The 15,141-nt window shown below is 70.4% G+C and carries 13 protein-coding genes; 9 read left to right on the top strand and 4 right to left on the bottom strand.

Annotation, left to right across the window (positions count from 1 at the left end; genetic code table 11):
- The first annotated feature begins 31 nt into the window (after positions 1-31).
- Positions 32-934, top strand: coding sequence for an alpha/beta hydrolase (locus AB0D14_RS07305; protein WP_362775716.1), 903 nt, complete (start codon positions 32-34; stop codon positions 932-934).
- A gap of 12 nt (positions 935-946) precedes the next feature.
- On the opposite strand, the gene AB0D14_RS07300 is transcribed toward AB0D14_RS07305, so the two are convergent.
- Both AB0D14_RS07300 and AB0D14_RS07295 read right to left on the bottom strand, forming a co-directional pair.
- Positions 947-1,414, bottom strand: a complete 468-nt coding sequence (locus tag AB0D14_RS07300; protein WP_362775714.1) for a TIGR03618 family F420-dependent PPOX class oxidoreductase — start codon at positions 1,412-1,414, stop codon at positions 947-949.
- 181 nt (positions 1,415-1,595) lie between these two features.
- Positions 1,596-2,135 carry a YbhB/YbcL family Raf kinase inhibitor-like protein gene (locus tag AB0D14_RS07295; RefSeq protein WP_362775712.1) on the bottom strand — a complete coding sequence of 180 codons (540 nt, stop codon included), beginning with the start codon at positions 2,133-2,135 and terminating at the stop codon, positions 1,596-1,598.
- 155 nt (positions 2,136-2,290) lie between these two features.
- Between AB0D14_RS07295 and AB0D14_RS07290 the strand changes: the two genes are divergently transcribed.
- Together AB0D14_RS07290 and AB0D14_RS07285 are read left to right on the top strand one after the other, a co-directional pair.
- Positions 2,291-2,995 (top strand): GntR family transcriptional regulator, encoded by a 705-nt coding sequence (locus AB0D14_RS07290; RefSeq protein ID WP_362775710.1) that lies wholly within the window; start codon positions 2,291-2,293, stop codon positions 2,993-2,995.
- 58 nt (positions 2,996-3,053) lie between these two features.
- Positions 3,054-3,917, top strand: a complete 864-nt coding sequence (locus tag AB0D14_RS07285) for a hypothetical protein (protein ID WP_362775708.1) — start codon at positions 3,054-3,056, stop codon at positions 3,915-3,917.
- A 129-nt stretch (positions 3,918-4,046) separates the two neighbouring features.
- Here the strand turns inward: AB0D14_RS07285 and AB0D14_RS07280 are convergent, their stop codons facing one another.
- The gene (locus tag AB0D14_RS07280; RefSeq protein ID WP_362775707.1) at positions 4,047-4,541 is read right to left on the bottom strand and encodes an Lrp/AsnC family transcriptional regulator; all 495 of its coding nucleotides are present in this window, start codon (positions 4,539-4,541) and stop codon (positions 4,047-4,049) included.
- Between the two features lie 73 nt (positions 4,542-4,614).
- Between AB0D14_RS07280 and AB0D14_RS07275 the strand changes: the two genes are divergently transcribed.
- The 3 genes from AB0D14_RS07275 (at position 4,615) to AB0D14_RS07265 (ending at position 9,555) form a co-directional block, all read left to right on the top strand.
- Positions 4,615-5,625, top strand: coding sequence for an EamA family transporter (locus tag AB0D14_RS07275; protein ID WP_362775705.1), 1,011 nt, complete (start codon positions 4,615-4,617; stop codon positions 5,623-5,625).
- A gap of 713 nt (positions 5,626-6,338) precedes the next feature.
- On the top strand, positions 6,339-8,309 hold the full coding sequence (locus tag AB0D14_RS07270; protein WP_362775704.1) for an exo-alpha-sialidase: 1,971 nt from the start codon (positions 6,339-6,341) through the stop codon (positions 8,307-8,309).
- A gap of 10 nt (positions 8,310-8,319) precedes the next feature.
- Complete coding sequence (locus tag AB0D14_RS07265) at positions 8,320-9,555, top strand: DUF4185 domain-containing protein (protein WP_362775702.1); 1,236 nt, start codon at positions 8,320-8,322, stop codon at positions 9,553-9,555.
- Here the strand turns inward: AB0D14_RS07265 and AB0D14_RS07260 are convergent.
- Complete coding sequence (locus AB0D14_RS07260) at positions 9,494-10,540, bottom strand: bile acid:sodium symporter family protein (protein ID WP_362775700.1); 1,047 nt, start codon at positions 10,538-10,540, stop codon at positions 9,494-9,496. The two genes, AB0D14_RS07265 and AB0D14_RS07260, sit on opposite strands and share 62 nt — an antisense overlap.
- 240 nt (positions 10,541-10,780) lie before the next feature.
- Between AB0D14_RS07260 and AB0D14_RS07255 the strand changes: the two genes are divergently transcribed.
- The 3 genes from AB0D14_RS07255 (at position 10,781) to AB0D14_RS07245 (ending at position 15,085) form a co-directional block, all read left to right on the top strand.
- A complete protein-coding gene (locus AB0D14_RS07255) occupies positions 10,781-11,647 on the top strand; it encodes a LysR substrate-binding domain-containing protein (RefSeq protein ID WP_362775698.1) in 867 nt (288 codons plus the stop codon).
- A gap of 243 nt (positions 11,648-11,890) precedes the next feature.
- The gene (locus tag AB0D14_RS07250; protein ID WP_362775696.1) at positions 11,891-13,717 is read left to right on the top strand and encodes an AMP-binding protein; all 1,827 of its coding nucleotides are present in this window, start codon (positions 11,891-11,893) and stop codon (positions 13,715-13,717) included.
- A 111-nt stretch (positions 13,718-13,828) separates the two neighbouring features.
- Positions 13,829-15,085, top strand: coding sequence for an ABC transporter substrate-binding protein (locus AB0D14_RS07245; protein ID WP_362775695.1), 1,257 nt, complete (start codon positions 13,829-13,831; stop codon positions 15,083-15,085).
- Positions 15,086-15,141 lie beyond the last annotated feature (56 nt).

The following is a 15,141-nucleotide window of genomic DNA, read 5'->3' as shown; positions in this document are numbered from 1 at the left end:
TCTAGACAACAAGGTTGTCGAATTGGGGAGAATGATGGACGCCACGCTTCCGGGTCCCGCGCTTGCGGGGATCTCCCACCACCTCACAGAGGTCAACGGAACTCAGTTGCACTACGCAGCGGCGGGAACCAGTGGATCGCCGGTCCTTCTGGTCCACGGGTTTCCCGAGAGCTGGTGGACTTTCCACAAGATCATCCCGCTCCTCGCGGAGAGCCACCGAGTCTTCGCCGTCGACCTGCGCGGCTTCGGGGACTCCGACAACGGGCCGGGCGAGTACGACAGCCAGACCTCGGCCGACGACCTGCACCTCCTCATCGAACAGCTCGACATCGGCCCGGTCCACCTGACCGGACAGGACATCAGCGGAGCGACCGTCTTCCGCCTGGCGGCCACCCACCCGCAGGACGTACGCAGCCTCACCGCGATCGAGATGGGCCTGCCCGGATTCGGCCTCGAAAGGCTGGCCGACATCACCCACGGCGGCGCCTGGCACATCGGCGTCCTCGCCGCTCCCGGCATCCCCGAGATGCTCCTGGCCGGCCGCGAGCGGGAATTTCTGGGGCAGTTCGCGTTCCCCGCCCTGAACGCGACCCCAGGAGCCGTCACCGACACCGACATCGAGGAGTTCGCCCGCACCTATTCGCGCCCCGACGGCTGGCGTGGAGCGATCGGCCTCTACCGGTCGATGCTGAGGGAGGGTCCCGAGATCAAGGCTCTTGCCGACACGCACGGCCTGAACGTGCCTGTACTCGCGGTCGGCGCGGGCGGAGGTTCCTTCACGGTCGGCACCATGTCCCAGGCCGCAGCAACCGAAGTGAGCTCGGTGTCACTCGACGGTGTGGGTCACTACGCCGCGATGGAGGCCCCCGCCGAGCTGGCGAAGGCCATCCTCGAATTCATCGGGAACCTCGACGCCCTCCAGGGCGTGTCGTGAAAGTGGATCGCCCTAGCCGTTGACATCCAGCGCCGCTCCGTACAGGCGGTCCGCCTTCAACCGGACGACCACTCGGCGCTCGGCAACCAGCTGTTCCAGAAACGCCTCTTCACTCTCGGGACTCTCGGGCTTCCCGGCCTGCGGGATCATTCCGAGCAGTTCCCGACCGACCGCATCGCCAGGAACCGTCGTGATCTCGGAGACCTCGGCCTCGCCTTCGGCGACGGCGAACGACCACACGTCGTCGCCCTGCACGTGCAGCGCCGCACGCGGATCGCGTCGCAGGTGCCCGACCTTGACACGGTCGGCCGTCGTCGAGAACCGCGCGATGCGGGCCTCGGGGTCCCAGCGATACACCATGGTGGTCAGGTGTGGGTGGCCACTGCGCTTGACGGTGGCGAGCGTGCCGAACTGCTGCTTGCCAAGCAGGTTGGAGAGGGCTTCGTCCGACAGCGGGCGAGGTGCTGGTCCTTGAGTCATGACGTGCTCAACGTCCGTGACCGCCCCACAATTTCATGGACGCTGGGAGCCCGATCCCCACTTTCACAACACGCCCTGCTTGGGACGCGAGCTGCGGACGGCGCTACGCCCGAGCGAGCAAGGCGCTACACCCGAGCGAGCAAATCGACCGGTTGCGCTCGACGGGACGCATAGCTGGTTGTCAGGCGGAAGTCTCAGCGGTGGCGGTCAGGACCGCACGGCCGAGGATGTGGCCGGCCATGGTGAAGCCGAGGGCGGCCGGGGTGGCGTCGGCAGGGACGCCGATGGTGTCGACGTCGAGGGCGTGCACCACGGTGAAGTAGCGGTGCGGGCCGTGTCCGGCCGGCGGGGCGGCGCCGAGGAAGCGGGCCACGCGGGCGTCGTTGGGCAGCTGGAAGGCGGCCTCGGGCAGGCCCGAGCCGGTGTCGTCGCCGGCACCCTCGGGCAACTCGGTGACGGTGGCGGGGATGTCGGCGACCGCCCAGTGCCAGAACCCGGAGCCGGTGGGGGCGTCGGGGTCGTAGACGGTGACGGCGTAGCTCCTGGTGCCTTCCGGGGCACCGCTCCAGGACAGCTGCGGGGAGACGTCCTTGCCCCCGGGAACACCGGAGAGGCCGGAGTACTGCTCGATCGACCAGGCGGCGCCGTCGGCGACGGTGGTGCTGACAACGGTGAAAGAGGCCGCCTCGGGGAGGCGGGCGAAGGGGTCGTTGGCGCTCATGGCGTCGTTCCTTTCAGGCCGTGGTGCGGGGTGTGGCGGTGGCGGTGATGCGGCCGTGGCGGTGCCAGGAGGCGTCGCCGTCGCTTTTCACTCACCTTCGAGATCGACCATAGCATCAATAATCGATTATCTTCCTGATCGTCTATTCTGTAGACATGACCCAGAAGACCCACACCTCGCCCTCGGCGGGGAAGCAGATGCTCTCCGAACAGGTCTACACACACCTGCGGGACGCGATCATGCGCGGGGACCACGCCCCCGGCGACGCCCTCAAACCCCAGGACCTCGCCAAAGAGCAGGGCGTGAGCCTGGCCGTCGTGCGTGAGGCGCTCGTGCGGGTGGTCGGCGAGGGCCTCGCCGACCGGCTGCCCAACCGCGGCTTTGCCGTCCCGGCCTTCTCCGACCGCCGCTGGCAGGAGGTCGCGGAGGCCCGCCGGACCATCGAACCGGTCATGCTGCGGATGTCCGTCGAACGCGGCGATGTCGACTGGGAAGCCCGCGTACGAGCCGCCCACCACCGTCTGACCCGCACCCCGGCGTACGTACCGGAGGAGGGCGAGCACTACAGCAGCGCGTGGGCCGAAGCCCACCGGGTCTTCCACCGCACCCTGCTGGAAGGGTGCGGAAATCCCGTCCTGCTGGACACCTTCGACCGGATGTGGACCGCGAGCGAGCTGGCCCGCCGCTGGTCGGCGCACCGCAACCCCGGCCGGGACGGCGCCCTGGAACATCGCCGGCTGGAAGAGGCCGTACTCGCCCGCGACGCCGACACCGCAGCCGAGGTCCTGACCCAGCACCTCACCCAGACCGCGGCCGCGCTGACCCACCGCCCCCACCACGAACCCACGAACGAAGCCTGATGCGCCTCGTCCACCTGGCCGCACGACCACACCTGATCACCGACACCGGAGCCGCAGCATGACCACCTTCGAGGCGACCACGGGACGCCACTGCCACAACGCCGTCAGCCCCCTGCACGCATCCGTGTACTTCGCGCCGGAGCCGCAGTACGAACTCACGGCACTCGGGCTGGAGCGCGGACCCGCGGTCTACCTCGCGAGCCGCGCGGCACCGCTCGGGGCCGTCGACGCGGGCACCGTCACAGCGACGTTCTACAACTTCAACCACGAGCATGTGCGGCGACACATCCCCGCCGCATGGACCGTCACCACACCGGAGGCGGTGCTCACAGCACGGCTGCGCGGCGCGGACCGAACGCTGCAGCGGCTGCTCGGGAAGGAAACCCTCACGTCCACGCACATGACCGAGGCGGCCGAACTGGCGCTGCACGCCACCGAAGCCTGCCGCCGGGAGGCACGGCCGCTCTACGCCGCCAACGCCGACCTCCCCGTACCCGAAGAGCCGCATCTGGCCCTGTGGCACGCCGCGACGCTGCTGCGCGAACACCGGGGTGACGGTCACCTCGCCGCCCTGGCCATCGCCGGCTTGTCCGGCATCGAGGCGCTGGTCCTGCACAACGCCACCGGCACGGCACCCACGTCGGCACTGTTCATGCGGACCCGCGGGTGGTCCGCGCAGCAGTGGGACGCCGCCCGGGACCGGTTGCGCGAGCGCGCCCTGCTGGACGAGGCGGGCAACCTCACGCGGGCGGGCGCGTCCCTGCGCGGCGAGGCCGAGGCGCTCACCGACCGCCTCGACGCCGCCCCGTACGATCACCTCGGCCCGTCCGCCACCGCGCGCCTCACCGAACTGGCCGGCGGTTTCACCAGAACCCTCAGAGCAGCGGGCGCCTTCCCCGCGATGCATTTCGGCAGGGGCTGAGGGCAGGGGCTGAGGGCAAGGGCCGGGGCCGGGAGCCCGGCGCCCTCGTGATCGCTGCGGTCAGGTGGCGCGTCCCTGCCACGGCGGGGGCGGATCTGGGCACCGGTACCCGTCGCAGAGCCAACCAGGTCAGCGAGTTCCGCGTGAGGAGCGGGGCCGACCGGGGCCGGCCGGTTCGATGCAGCGGGACTGGACATGCTCGTAGACCATCGTGGTCTGCACGTCGGCGACTTCGCGGCGTTCGGTGAGGCGGTCGATGACGAAGGCGTACACGCTGTCGACGTCCGGGACGGCGATGTGGATGAGGAAGTCGTGAGGGCCTGAGGTGACGAACAGGCCGATCACCTCGGGCAGTCGTGCCGCCCATTCCCGGAATCCCTCGATGACAGGGCGGGCCGGGGGCCGGATGCGCACCGAGATGAGCGCCTGGACGGGCCGGCCGCCCGCGTCGAGGTCCAGGGCGGCGTGGTAACCGGTGATCACGCCGCGCTCGCGCAGCAGCCGTACCCGCTCGAGCGAGGTGGAGGGGGAGACCCCGGTCTTGGCTGCGAGGTCGCGGTTGGTCTGCCGTGCATCGTTCTGCAGCTCCCGCAGAAGGGCCCGGTCCAACGCATCAAGTTCCATGAAGTCGACCCTACGGCGTACAAAGTGCGGCTAAAGGATGCGCTGCTCGGATGTTTGCTTAGTGTCCTCGGCCATGGATACACGAAAGAACGGCCCGTTGTTCGGTGCGGGACTGGTGCTGGGCGCGGCTGTGCTGTGGGGCACGGTCGGTCCCGCTCAGGTGCTGGCGTCCAGCCCCATGACGCCGGCGGCCCTGGGTGGCTGGCGGCTGCTCGTGGGCGGGCTGGTCCTGGGGGTCTTCACCGTCCGCCGGAACACCGTGCGGGCCCTGACCAGGGGCACGGTGGTGCGCCCCCTGCTGGTCTGCGCGGTGTCCACCGGCGTTTTCCAGGCGGCCCTCATGTCCTCGGTGATACGGACCGGGGCGGCCCTGGCCACGGTGGTCGCCCTGGGTGTCGCCCCCGCGGCGATCGGCCTGTGTGCCCGGTGGGTCACCGGCGAACGGATGACAGCCGTCTGGATGGCAGGCACTGCCGCGGCCGTCACCGGCTGCGCCCTGCTGCTGACGCCGACGGGCGCGGGCGTGGACGCGCTGGGCCTGCTCCTGGCCGTGGCCGCCGGTGTCTGTTACGGCCTGTACACCGTTTTCGCCAAGAAGCTGGCTTACGTAGCTTCCGCCGCCCAGTTGCCAGGGCTCTCCGCGCTCTCCCTGCTCGCAGGGGCCGTCCCGCTGGCGCCCTGGATGATCAACAGCGCCGCTCCCGTGCAGCAGGGCGCCACCTTCGCCCTGACCCTCTGGCTGGGCGTGGCGACCACCGCCCTCGCCTACTGGCTGTTCACCACCGGCCTCACTCAGGTGCGCGCGACCACGGCCGGAACCCTCAGCCTCGCCGAACCCCTGGCCGCCGCACTGATCGGCGTGCTCCTGCTCCACGAGCACCTCTCGCCGGTGGCATGGACCGGCGGCGCACTGATCCTCACCGGAATGATCACCATGTGCCTGCCACCGCGGCTCCTCCCCCGCTCGGCCCGGATGCGGCGCATCTCCCGCGACAGCCGCGTCACGTCCGCCGAAACCCTCGAACCAGTCGCATCCGACGCACAAAATCCGGAACAGACATCACAGATCCGCACGTCCGCCTAGGGCGTGTTTCGAAAGTCCCGTCTGCCCGGCGACGCCATGCACGCACTCTCGCCGCACCGGGCGCAGACCCAAGTACGTCCAGTACGAGGGTCTACGCCCGGCACGCCGAGAGCACGCACCTGACGCCGCCGGGCCCGCCCTCCGGGCGGACGACGCTACTTTCGAAACACGCCCTAGCCGCTTCCTCACCCGGAAGCGCACATGTGCCCGGAATCCCGCAGCCGAAGTACGTCGAACCCGGACGCCAGTTCCCTGTATCAGGGGGCGGTCGTGCGAGTTCAGCCTTCATGCCTGGGGTCAGAGGGGTACCTGTGCTCATCCAGGTCCGGCGCGGGCGGCGCGGTCCTGTCCGGTGGCCAGATGCCGGTATTAACGCCCTCACCTGCCCGAGGGCAGGTGATTCCGGTCCGTACTGCTACGCAGTACCACCACGGGTTCCTGTTTCACGGGCCTCTGCCGACCGGTGAGGAGCGGTCTTACAGGGCCTCCGCAGGCCTGACTTCCCGCCCGTCCGGCGGTAGGCCGGACAACCCCGTTGTCCGACAAAGCGATCCTAGCCATGCCACTGCGACCCTCCGGGCCGCTACGGACAGGATGCCCATCACCTCCACCCCGAAGGGTGGAGCACTGGGCAAGTGTTCGGTAGCGTCTGGGGCGCGCACATGGGACATGGGATGTCCAGATGTCCGGACGCACGAAGGGCAGGTCGCACCATGCCGTCAGGTCTTCGCGCACACCCCCGACCTCCAGGCTCCGCCAGACCGTGGAGAATCTCTGTCGGACCGGAGAGGACGTCTGTCAGACCGTGGAGGACCTCTGTCGCCACCGCCCTGACAGCGGTCCTCACCGCCACCACGGTCCTCGCACTGCCGGGCACCGGGCACGCCCGCTCGGCCGCCGAGTCCGGCAAATCCGCCGGATTCGAGCAGCAGGTGCTCTTCAAGGCCTCCCGGGACCCCGGATACGCCTGCTTCCGGATCCCGGCCGTCGTGAAGACGACGAAGGGCACCCTGCTGGCGTTCGCCGAGGGCCGGGTGAACGACTGCGGTGACGCCGGTGACACAGACATCGTGCTCAAGCGCTCCACCGACGGCGGCCGCACCTGGGGCCCTCTCCAGGTCATCAACGAGGGGGCGGGCGACACACACGGCAACCCCGCCCCGATCGTGGACCGGGAGACCGGCCGGATCGTGCTGGCCGAGACGTACAACACGGGCCGCACGGACGGCGGCAACTGCGCTGTGCCGTGCGACCGCACCCCCTACCTGCAGCACAGCGATGACGACGGCCGCACCTGGTCCGAGCCGCGCGACCTCAGCGACGAGCTCCTGCCCGCGCACTGGAACTCCTGGTACGCGACCGGGCCGGTGCACGGCATCCAGCTGGCCCGTGGCCGGCACGCGGGCCGGCTCGTCTTCGGCGTCAACACCGAGACGTGGAACGGCAGCCGCATCAGCGCCGGCCACGCCGCGCTCGCCGTCAGCGACGACGGCGGCGACCACTGGCGGATCGGGGCGAGCGACTCGTGGCCGGCGGCGGAGGACGGCACGCTCCGGCAGAGGCCCTCCGAGATGACGGTGACCGAGCGCGCCGACGGCACGGTCCTCGTCAGCGGACGCGAGCAGGACGGCACCGATCCCGGCCACCGCACCCAGGCGTTCAGCACCGACGGCGGTGACAGCTTCACCTCGCACTTCGGCGCTCTCCCCGACCTCTACACGCCCCAGGTCCAGGGTTCCACGCTGCGCCTCGGCAACCGGATCCTCCTCGCCTGCCCCGGCGACCCGGACCGCCGCCGGACGATGATGATCCGCTCCTCGTACGACGGCGGGCGCACCTGGGACAGCGTCGACCGGGGCACGGTGGTCACGACCGACTGGTCCGGCTACTCCGACCTGGTGGGCATCGGCGCCGACACGGCGGGGCTGCTGTACGAGGGCGGCGCCGTGGACGCGCACGACGAGATCCGCTTCGCGCGGTTCACCGAGGACTGGCTGAGCCCGCGCCGCGGCCCGGACCCGACCACCGCCGACCTCGCCCCGCTCGCCCCCGGCGCGGCGGTGCTCGGCGGCGCGCGGGAGACGGACGGCGTGCACGGCGGCGCCCTCGCGTTCGACGGCGCCGACGACGCCGTACGCCTGCCCCACCGGGCCGGACTGCCGCTCGGGACCAAGGACTTCACGGCCTCGCTGTGGTTCCGCTACACGGCCACGGCGGGCGAGCAGCCGTTGCTGTGGATGGGCGGAGTGGGCACCACCCAGCCGCAGGTGTGGCTGCGCGGCGAGCCCGCGAGCAACCGGATCCAGGGGCTGATCACCGTCCGGGACGGTGCGAGCGCCGCGCGGTCCGCGTCCGTGCGCACGACCGGCGCGCACAACGACGGACAGTGGCACCGTCTGGTGCTGCGCCGCGGCGCGGGCCGGCTCACGCTGTTCGTCGACGGAACCGTGGCCGCCACGGCGTCGGACGTACCGGGATCGGTGAGCCGGAACTCGCCGTTCGGTGTGCACATCGGCCAGAAGCTCGACAGCCGTGCCCACTTCACCGGTGCCATCGACGACGTCCGGGTCCACGACCGGGCGCTGAGCGACGGCGAACTGACCGGCGTACGGGCCGCGGACAGCACGCCGGCCCGGGGCGCGGTGCTGTGGCTGCCCATGGACCGCGTGCGCGGCAGCCACTAACGTCCCGGGCGTGCCCGACGACGCACGAGCACGACAGCGCACGGGGACCGGTCTGGGTCTGCTCCTGGCCCTGGTCCTCGGAGCGGTGCTGCTCACCGCCCTCCCGGAGGACGACAGCGGGGAGGGCGCCTGCCGGGCCCGTACGGTCGCTTCCTGGGCCGCGGACCGGGACGTCACCGACGAGTTCGCGCGGTACGGGGACGACGCCTCGCGCGGCGACGACTGGACCGGCGGCGACGGCACGCACTCGGTACGGCTGCCGGACGGGCGGGTGCTCTGGCTGTTCTCGGACACGTATCTCGGCCAGGTGTACCGCCCGCCCAACCCGGCGGGCGAGTCCTATGCCTGGCGGGACACGACCGCTCCGCTGGTGCGCAACTCGGCCGTGGTCATGGAGGGCGGGCGCCTGCACCGCACCCTGCCCGCGCCACTGTTCGCGGATCCGGCCCCCGGACAGTGGCGCTGGCCGGTGGCGGCACGGGTCGAGCCCCGCTCCCCCGGCTCGTCCGAGCAGGTCGTACGGGTCGTGCTGTGGACCCGTACAACCGGCGCGTACCCGTGGATCTACGGGGTTCCGACCGCCACCGAGGTCGCCACGCTGTCGTTGCCCGGTCTGCGGCTCGAAGGCATCACGCGGATCCTCGACCAGCAGGGGGTCCAGGACCCGGCGCGGCGGGTGCTGTTCGGCACGACCGCGCTGACCCACGACGACAACTGGACCTACGTGTTCGGCGGTGACGACACGCGGGCCGCCGCCCGGCCCGCGTCGAACGCGTATGTCGCGCGCGTGCCCCGGGGGCGGCTCGCGGACCCGGCCGCGTGGCGGTACTGGGACGGCGAGCGGTGGACCATCCCCTCGCACATGAAGCCCGTGCTGGGGGACGGTGGGCGCAAAGGGGTGGGCAGCGCGTTCACGGTGGCCCGCGACGGGGGGACGTACGTCCTGTTCACGATGGCGGCGGGCGCCGAGGGCCTGACGACCATCACCTCGTACTGGGCGTGCTCCCCCACCGGGCCCTGGCACGGCCCGGGCAAGGGGTTCAGCCCGCCGCTGCCGGAGCGGCGGGCCGGCGTGGCGGCGTACAACCCGCAGGTCCATCCCGCGATCAGCCGGGGCAGGCTCGTGCTGAGCTACGACGTCAACTGGCTGGACGCGGACGGCGGAGTGTCGGCGCAGGCGCACCTCAGCCGGAACGTGTCCCTGTACCGACCGCGATTCGTGACGCTTCGGCTGGGTCCGGGGTGAGGGGAGATTCCGCCGCCTCGGGATCGCGGGAGCGGCGTTTGGCGATGACCGCGCAGACCATGAGCTGCATCTGGTGGAAGAGCATCAGCGGCAGTACGGCCAGCGAGGCGTGGGCGCCGAACAGCACGCTCGCCATGGGCAGTCCGGACGCCAGGGACTTCTTCGAGCCGGCGAACTGGATGGCGACGCGGTCCTCCCGGTTGAAGCCGAGGGCCTTCGAGCCGTACCAGGTCAGCGCCAGCATGACAGCGAGCAGTACGGCCTCCACGGCGAGCAGGCCGCCCAGGCGCAGCGGGCTGACCTGGTGCCAGATGCCCTCCACCATGCCCTCGCTGAAGGCGGTGTAGACGACCAGCAGGATCGAGCCGCGGTCCACGTAGCCGAGGACCTTCTTGTGGCGTGCGACGAAGCCCCCGATCCAGCGGCGCAGCAGCTGTCCGGCGAGGAACGGCACGAGCAGCTGGAGCACGATCTTGAGGAGCGAGTCCGCGGAGAACCCGCCTCCGGTGCCGCCGAGGAGGGCCGCGGCGAGCAGCGGGGTGAGCACGATGCCCACCAGGGAGGAGAAGGAGCCCGCGCAGATCGCGGCGGGCACGTTGCCGCGCGCCATGGAGGTGAAGGCGATGGACGACTGGACCGTCGAGGGGACGAGGGTGAGGAAGAGCAGGCCGGTGTAGAGGTCGTGGTTCAGGAACACCGGTTCGAGGCCGCGGGCCGCCAGGCCGAGCAGCGGGAACAGCAGGAACGTGCAGACCAGGACCGTGAGGTGCAACCGCCAGTGCCGTACGCCGTCCATCGCCTCGCGGGTGGAAAGACGCGCCCCGTAGAGGAAGAACAGGAAGGCGATCGCGGCGGTGGAGGCGCCGGAGGCGACCTCGGCGCCGGTGCCCCGGGCCGGCAGGAGGGCGGCGAGGCCCACCGTCCCGAGCAGCAGCAGGATGTACGGGTCGATCGGCAGCCAGGACGGCCACTTCAGGCGTTTCACGGTGCTCCGTTGCTGAGTCTCGGTTCGCTCAGTCTTCGTCGCGGACATCTTTGTCGCTGACTCGGTCTGTAGCTGGGTCTTTCGGCGGGGCGGGTCTTTCGACGGGGCGAGTCCTTCGGCGGGGCAGGTCCCTCGACAGGGCGTCCCCTCTCCATCGTCCTCCTCGGGGCCGTGATCGGGAATCCGTCATACCGCTCTGACTGTCATCACGAACCGTGATAGCGCGGTAGCCTCGGATCCATGTACGACCCCTCGCAGCTGCGTACCTTCCTCGCCGTGGCCCAAACGCTGAGCTTCACACAGGCGGCCCGACGGCTCGGACTGCGGCAGTCCACGGTCAGCCAGCACGTGCGCCGCCTTGAGGGCACCGCCGGCCGGCAGCTCTTCACCCGGGACACCCACTCCGTGGAGCTGACGGAGGACGGTGAGGCGATGCTCGGCTTCGCGCGCCGGATCCTGGAGGCGCACGAGCAGGCGGCGGCGTTCTTCACCGGGACGCGGCTGCGCGGCCGGCTGCGGTTCGGCGCCTCGGAGGACTTCGTCCTCACCCGGTTCACCGAGATCCTGGAGGGTTTCCGCCACGAGCATCCCGAGGTCGACCTGGAGCTGACGGTCGAGCTCTCGGGCACCCTGCACGAGCAGCTGGCCGACGGGAAGCTCGACCTGGTACTGGCCAAGCGCCGCCCCGAGGACCCGCGCGGCGAACTGGTCTGGCACGACCGTCTGGTCTGGATCGGTGCCGAGCGCCTCCGGCTGGACCCCGACCGGCCGGTCCCGCTGATCGTCTACCCGCCCCCGGGCATCAGCCGGGCCCTGGCCCTGGAGGCCCTGGAGCGCCAGGGCCGGTCCTGGCGTCTCGCGTGCACCAGCGGCAGCCTCAACGGTCTCCTCGCGGCGGCGCACGCGGGGCTCGGTGTCATGGCCCACTCGCGGGGTCTGATCCCGCCGGGGCTCGTCCGTGTACCCGACCGGGCGGGTCTGCCGGAGCTGGGCGAGGTGGAGTTCGTGCTGGTCCACGGCAGACGCCACACGGCGGCCCGGGGCGCCGCGGACGCGCTCGCGGCCTCGATCCTGTCGGCGGGCGACCGGCTGCACCGCGCTCGCTGAGTCTGCACCGCGCTCGCCGAGTACCGCCGAGGCTGCGTAAGCGGGTCGTACAGATTCCGTGGAGATTACGGAACCGAAACTTACGTATGAGTAAGGATTCTGTCCCGGCCTCCCCCCTTGTGGCCGGATTTCGAGGCTTGACCAGTACTTACACCCGGCCGGGGGTCAATTCGCGACCCCTCCCGCGGCGGCTTGCGGTGGGGTAGCTTTCACCGCGCTGCGGAGCACCACAAGGAGCGGGGATTGAGCGAGTTCACCAACCCTCCCCTGGCGTCGGCACCGCCGGTGGGCGGCCTGGCCGATGCCGTGTTCGAGTATGCCCAGGAGGATCCTCTCTACATCGCGCTGGGCCGCAAGGACGATCTCGGAAAATGGCGGGACGTGACGTCCGCCGAGTTCCGTGACGAGGTCCTCGCCCTGGCCAAGGGCCTGCTGGCGCACGGCGTCCGGTTCGGCGACCGGGTCGCGATCATGTCCCGTACGCGCTACGAGTGGACCCTCTTCGACTACGCGCTGTGGTCGATCGGTGCGCAGGTCGTACCGATCTACCCCACCTCGTCCGCCGAACAGGTCTTCTGGATGCTGCACGACGCGCAGGTGTCGGCCGCGATGGTCGAGCACGAGGACCACGCGATGACCATCGCCACGGTCATCGACCGGCTGCCGGCGCTGCACCAGCTGTGGCAGCTCGACGCGGGCGCCGTGCAGGAGCTGTACGAGGCGGGCGGGCACATCGACGACGAGGTGGTGCACCGGCACCGCCGCGCGGTCACCCCGGAGTCGACGGCGACGATCATCTACACGTCCGGCACCACCGGCCGCCCCAAGGGCTGCGTCCTCTCGCACGCCAACTTCATGTTCGAGACGGACACGGCGATCAGACGGTGGGAGCCGCTCTTCCACTCCAAGCGCGGCGACGAGGCCGCCACCCTGCTCTTCCTGCCGCTCGCGCACGTCTTCGGGCGGATGGTTCAGGTCGCGGCGGTCCGGGGCAAGGTCAAGTTCGGCCATCAGCCGCAGCTCCAGGCGGCGGCCCTGCTGCCCGACCTCGCGGCGTTCCAGCCGACGTTCTTCCTGGCCGTGCCGTACATCTTCGAGAAGGTCTTCAACGCGGCACGCCGCAAGGCCGAGCGGGAGGGCAAGGGGGGCCCGTTCGAGAAGGCGGTCGAGGTCGCGGTGCGCTACGCGGACGCGGTGGAGGCCAGGGCCTGGGGCATCGGCCCGGGACCCTCGGCGGCACTGCGGGTGCAGCACCAGCTCTTCGAGAAGCTCGTCTACTCGAAGATCCGTTCCGCGATGGGCGGGCGCGTGCGGCACGCGATGTCCGGCGGCTCCGCGATGGACCGGCGGCTCGGCCTGTTCTTCGCGGGCGCGGGCGTGCAGATCTACGAGGGATACGGACTCACCGAGACCACGGCCGCCGCGACCGCCAACCCGCCCGAGCGCACCCGGTACGGAACCGTCGGCCAGCCCATCCCGGGCACGACCGTGCACATCGCGGACGACGGCGAGATCTGGCTGCACGGCGAGAACGTCTTCCAGGGCTATCTCAACGACCCGAAGGCCACCGACGCCTCCCTGCACGACGGCTGGCTGGCCACCGGTGACATCGGTTCGCTCGACGAGGACGGCTACCTCACCATCACCGGGCGCAAGAAGGAGATCCTGGTGACCTCCGGCGGCAAGAGCGTCTCCCCGGGAGCCCTGGAGGAGCGGGTGCGCGACCATCCGCTGGTCGCGCAGTGCATCCTCGTCGGCAACGACCGGCCGTACATCGCGGCGCTCGTCACGCTCGACAGGGAGGCCGTCGACCACTGGCTGCAGATGCGGGGCAAGTCCCAGCTCACCTCCGCGGAGCTGGTGCGGGACCCCGACCTGGAGACCGAGGTGCGGCGGGCCGTGGTCGCCGCGAACACCCTCGTCTCCCAGGCCGAGTCGATCCGCACCTTCCGGATACTGGCCAACCAGTTCACCGAGGAGCACGGCCTGCTGACGCCGTCGCTGAAGCTCAAGCGCAAGGCGATCGAGAACGCGTACGCGTCGGAGGTGGAAGCCCTGTACCGGGCGTAGCGCGGTCAGGGCCACCTGATCTGACGCCTCGTCATGTTTGGGTGCGTCAGATATTGACGCCCCGTCAGATCCACCGGATCATTTCGGTCACCCGACAAAAGGGGGCCGACCGTGTCGCGAAAGACCCGCACATTCGCCGCCGCGGCGGCCACCACCGCCCTGCTGCTGGCGACCGCCTGCAACTCCGCCTCCACCGGTGGGACTTCGGAGTCGGAGGACTCCGTGCGCGGAGTCACCGAAACCTCCGTCAAGGTCGGCGGCATCGTCTCGATGACCACGGCGAGCGGCTACTCGAAGAAGGACACCGACCTCGGCGCCGAGGCCCGCTTCGACCGTGCCAACGCCGAAGGCGGCGTGCACGGTCGGGACATCGACTACCTGGGCGCGGAGGACGACGGCCAGGACCCGTCCAGGAACCTCTCGGCGGCACGCAAACTCGTCCAGCAGGACAAGGTGTTCGCGATCGCGCCGATGAGTTCGACGACGTTCTCCGGCGCGGACTTTCTGCAGAAGCAGCGGGTCCCCACGTTCGGCTGGGGCACGCTGCCGTCGTTCTGCGGTCCGACGTACATCTACGGTTTCGGCGGCTGCATGGTGCCGATGCCCGGCGGCACCATCTCGCAGACCTGGCCCGAGGGTCTCCAGCAGGTGCTGGGTGGCGCCAAGGGCCGCAGCGTGGCGATCCTCGCCAACGACAGCGACGCGGGGAAGTTCGCCGTCCGCACCTACCGGCAGAGCTTCGCGTCGGCCGGGTTCAAGGTGACGTTCGCCAAGCCCTCGGTGCCCGCGGCCTCCGTCCCGAGCGACTGGTCGGCCTACACGAAGGAGATCCTGCGCAGCGACGGCGGCAAGGCCCCGGACGCGATCGTCTCCGTGATGCAGACCCCGTACAACATCGGCCTGTTCACGGCGGTCAAGCGGACGGGATACACCGGTGTGCTCACCGACCCGACCGACTACGACCCCGGGCTGCTCGCGAAGAGCACGACGAAGAAGGCGCTCGACGGGGTGCACGTCCTGACGTCGTTCCAGCCGTTCGAGCAGGACAGCGCGGCAATGACGCGGTTCAGGAAGGACATCAGGAAGGCCGCGGGCAAGGACGTACCCCTCAACATGCACATGATGACGGGCTACATGTCGGCCGATCTCTTCCTCGCCATCGCGGAGAAGGCCGGCAAGGACCTGACCGTGGCGTCCTTCCAGAAGGCGGCGAACGGGTTCGCGGACACCGGCACGCTGGTCGGTGACCGGGCCGAACCGAAGGGCCGGAAGGAGTCGTTCGGCTGCGGGGCGCTCGTCCAGCTCAGGGGCGGCGAGTACGAGGTGTCGGCGCCCTTCAAGTGCTATCCCCCGATCCCCTTCAAGTAGGGCGAGCAAGCCAAGTAGGGAATTCCCTTCGAGCGGGGGTGCAGGGCATTCCCCAC

Source organism: Streptomyces sp. NPDC048484, assembly GCF_040651415.1.
Classification (GTDB): domain Bacteria; phylum Actinomycetota; class Actinomycetes; order Streptomycetales; family Streptomycetaceae; genus Streptomyces.
The sequence above is the reverse complement of the archived record's forward strand: the minus strand, read 5'-3'. Positions and strand labels throughout refer to the sequence as shown.

What these genes read in the sequence shown, in the direction of transcription:
- AB0D14_RS07305 (WP_362775716.1), top strand. Translation starts at nt 32, where the DNA reads ATGATGGACGCCACGCTTCCGGGTCCCGCGCTTGCGGGGATCTCCCAC.
- AB0D14_RS07300 (WP_362775714.1), bottom strand. Translation starts at nt 1,414, where the DNA reads ATGACTCAAGGACCAGCACCTCGCCCGCTGTCGGACGAAGCCCTCTCC.
- AB0D14_RS07295 (WP_362775712.1), bottom strand. Translation starts at nt 2,135, where the DNA reads ATGAGCGCCAACGACCCCTTCGCCCGCCTCCCCGAGGCGGCCTCTTTC.
- AB0D14_RS07290 (WP_362775710.1), top strand. Translation starts at nt 2,291, where the DNA reads ATGACCCAGAAGACCCACACCTCGCCCTCGGCGGGGAAGCAGATGCTC.
- AB0D14_RS07285 (WP_362775708.1), top strand. Translation starts at nt 3,054, where the DNA reads ATGACCACCTTCGAGGCGACCACGGGACGCCACTGCCACAACGCCGTC.
- AB0D14_RS07280 (WP_362775707.1), bottom strand. Translation starts at nt 4,541, where the DNA reads ATGGAACTTGATGCGTTGGACCGGGCCCTTCTGCGGGAGCTGCAGAAC.
- AB0D14_RS07275 (WP_362775705.1), top strand. Translation starts at nt 4,615, where the DNA reads ATGGATACACGAAAGAACGGCCCGTTGTTCGGTGCGGGACTGGTGCTG.
- AB0D14_RS07270 (WP_362775704.1), top strand. Translation starts at nt 6,339, where the DNA reads ATGCCGTCAGGTCTTCGCGCACACCCCCGACCTCCAGGCTCCGCCAGA.
- AB0D14_RS07255 (WP_362775698.1), top strand. Translation starts at nt 10,781, where the DNA reads ATGTACGACCCCTCGCAGCTGCGTACCTTCCTCGCCGTGGCCCAAACG.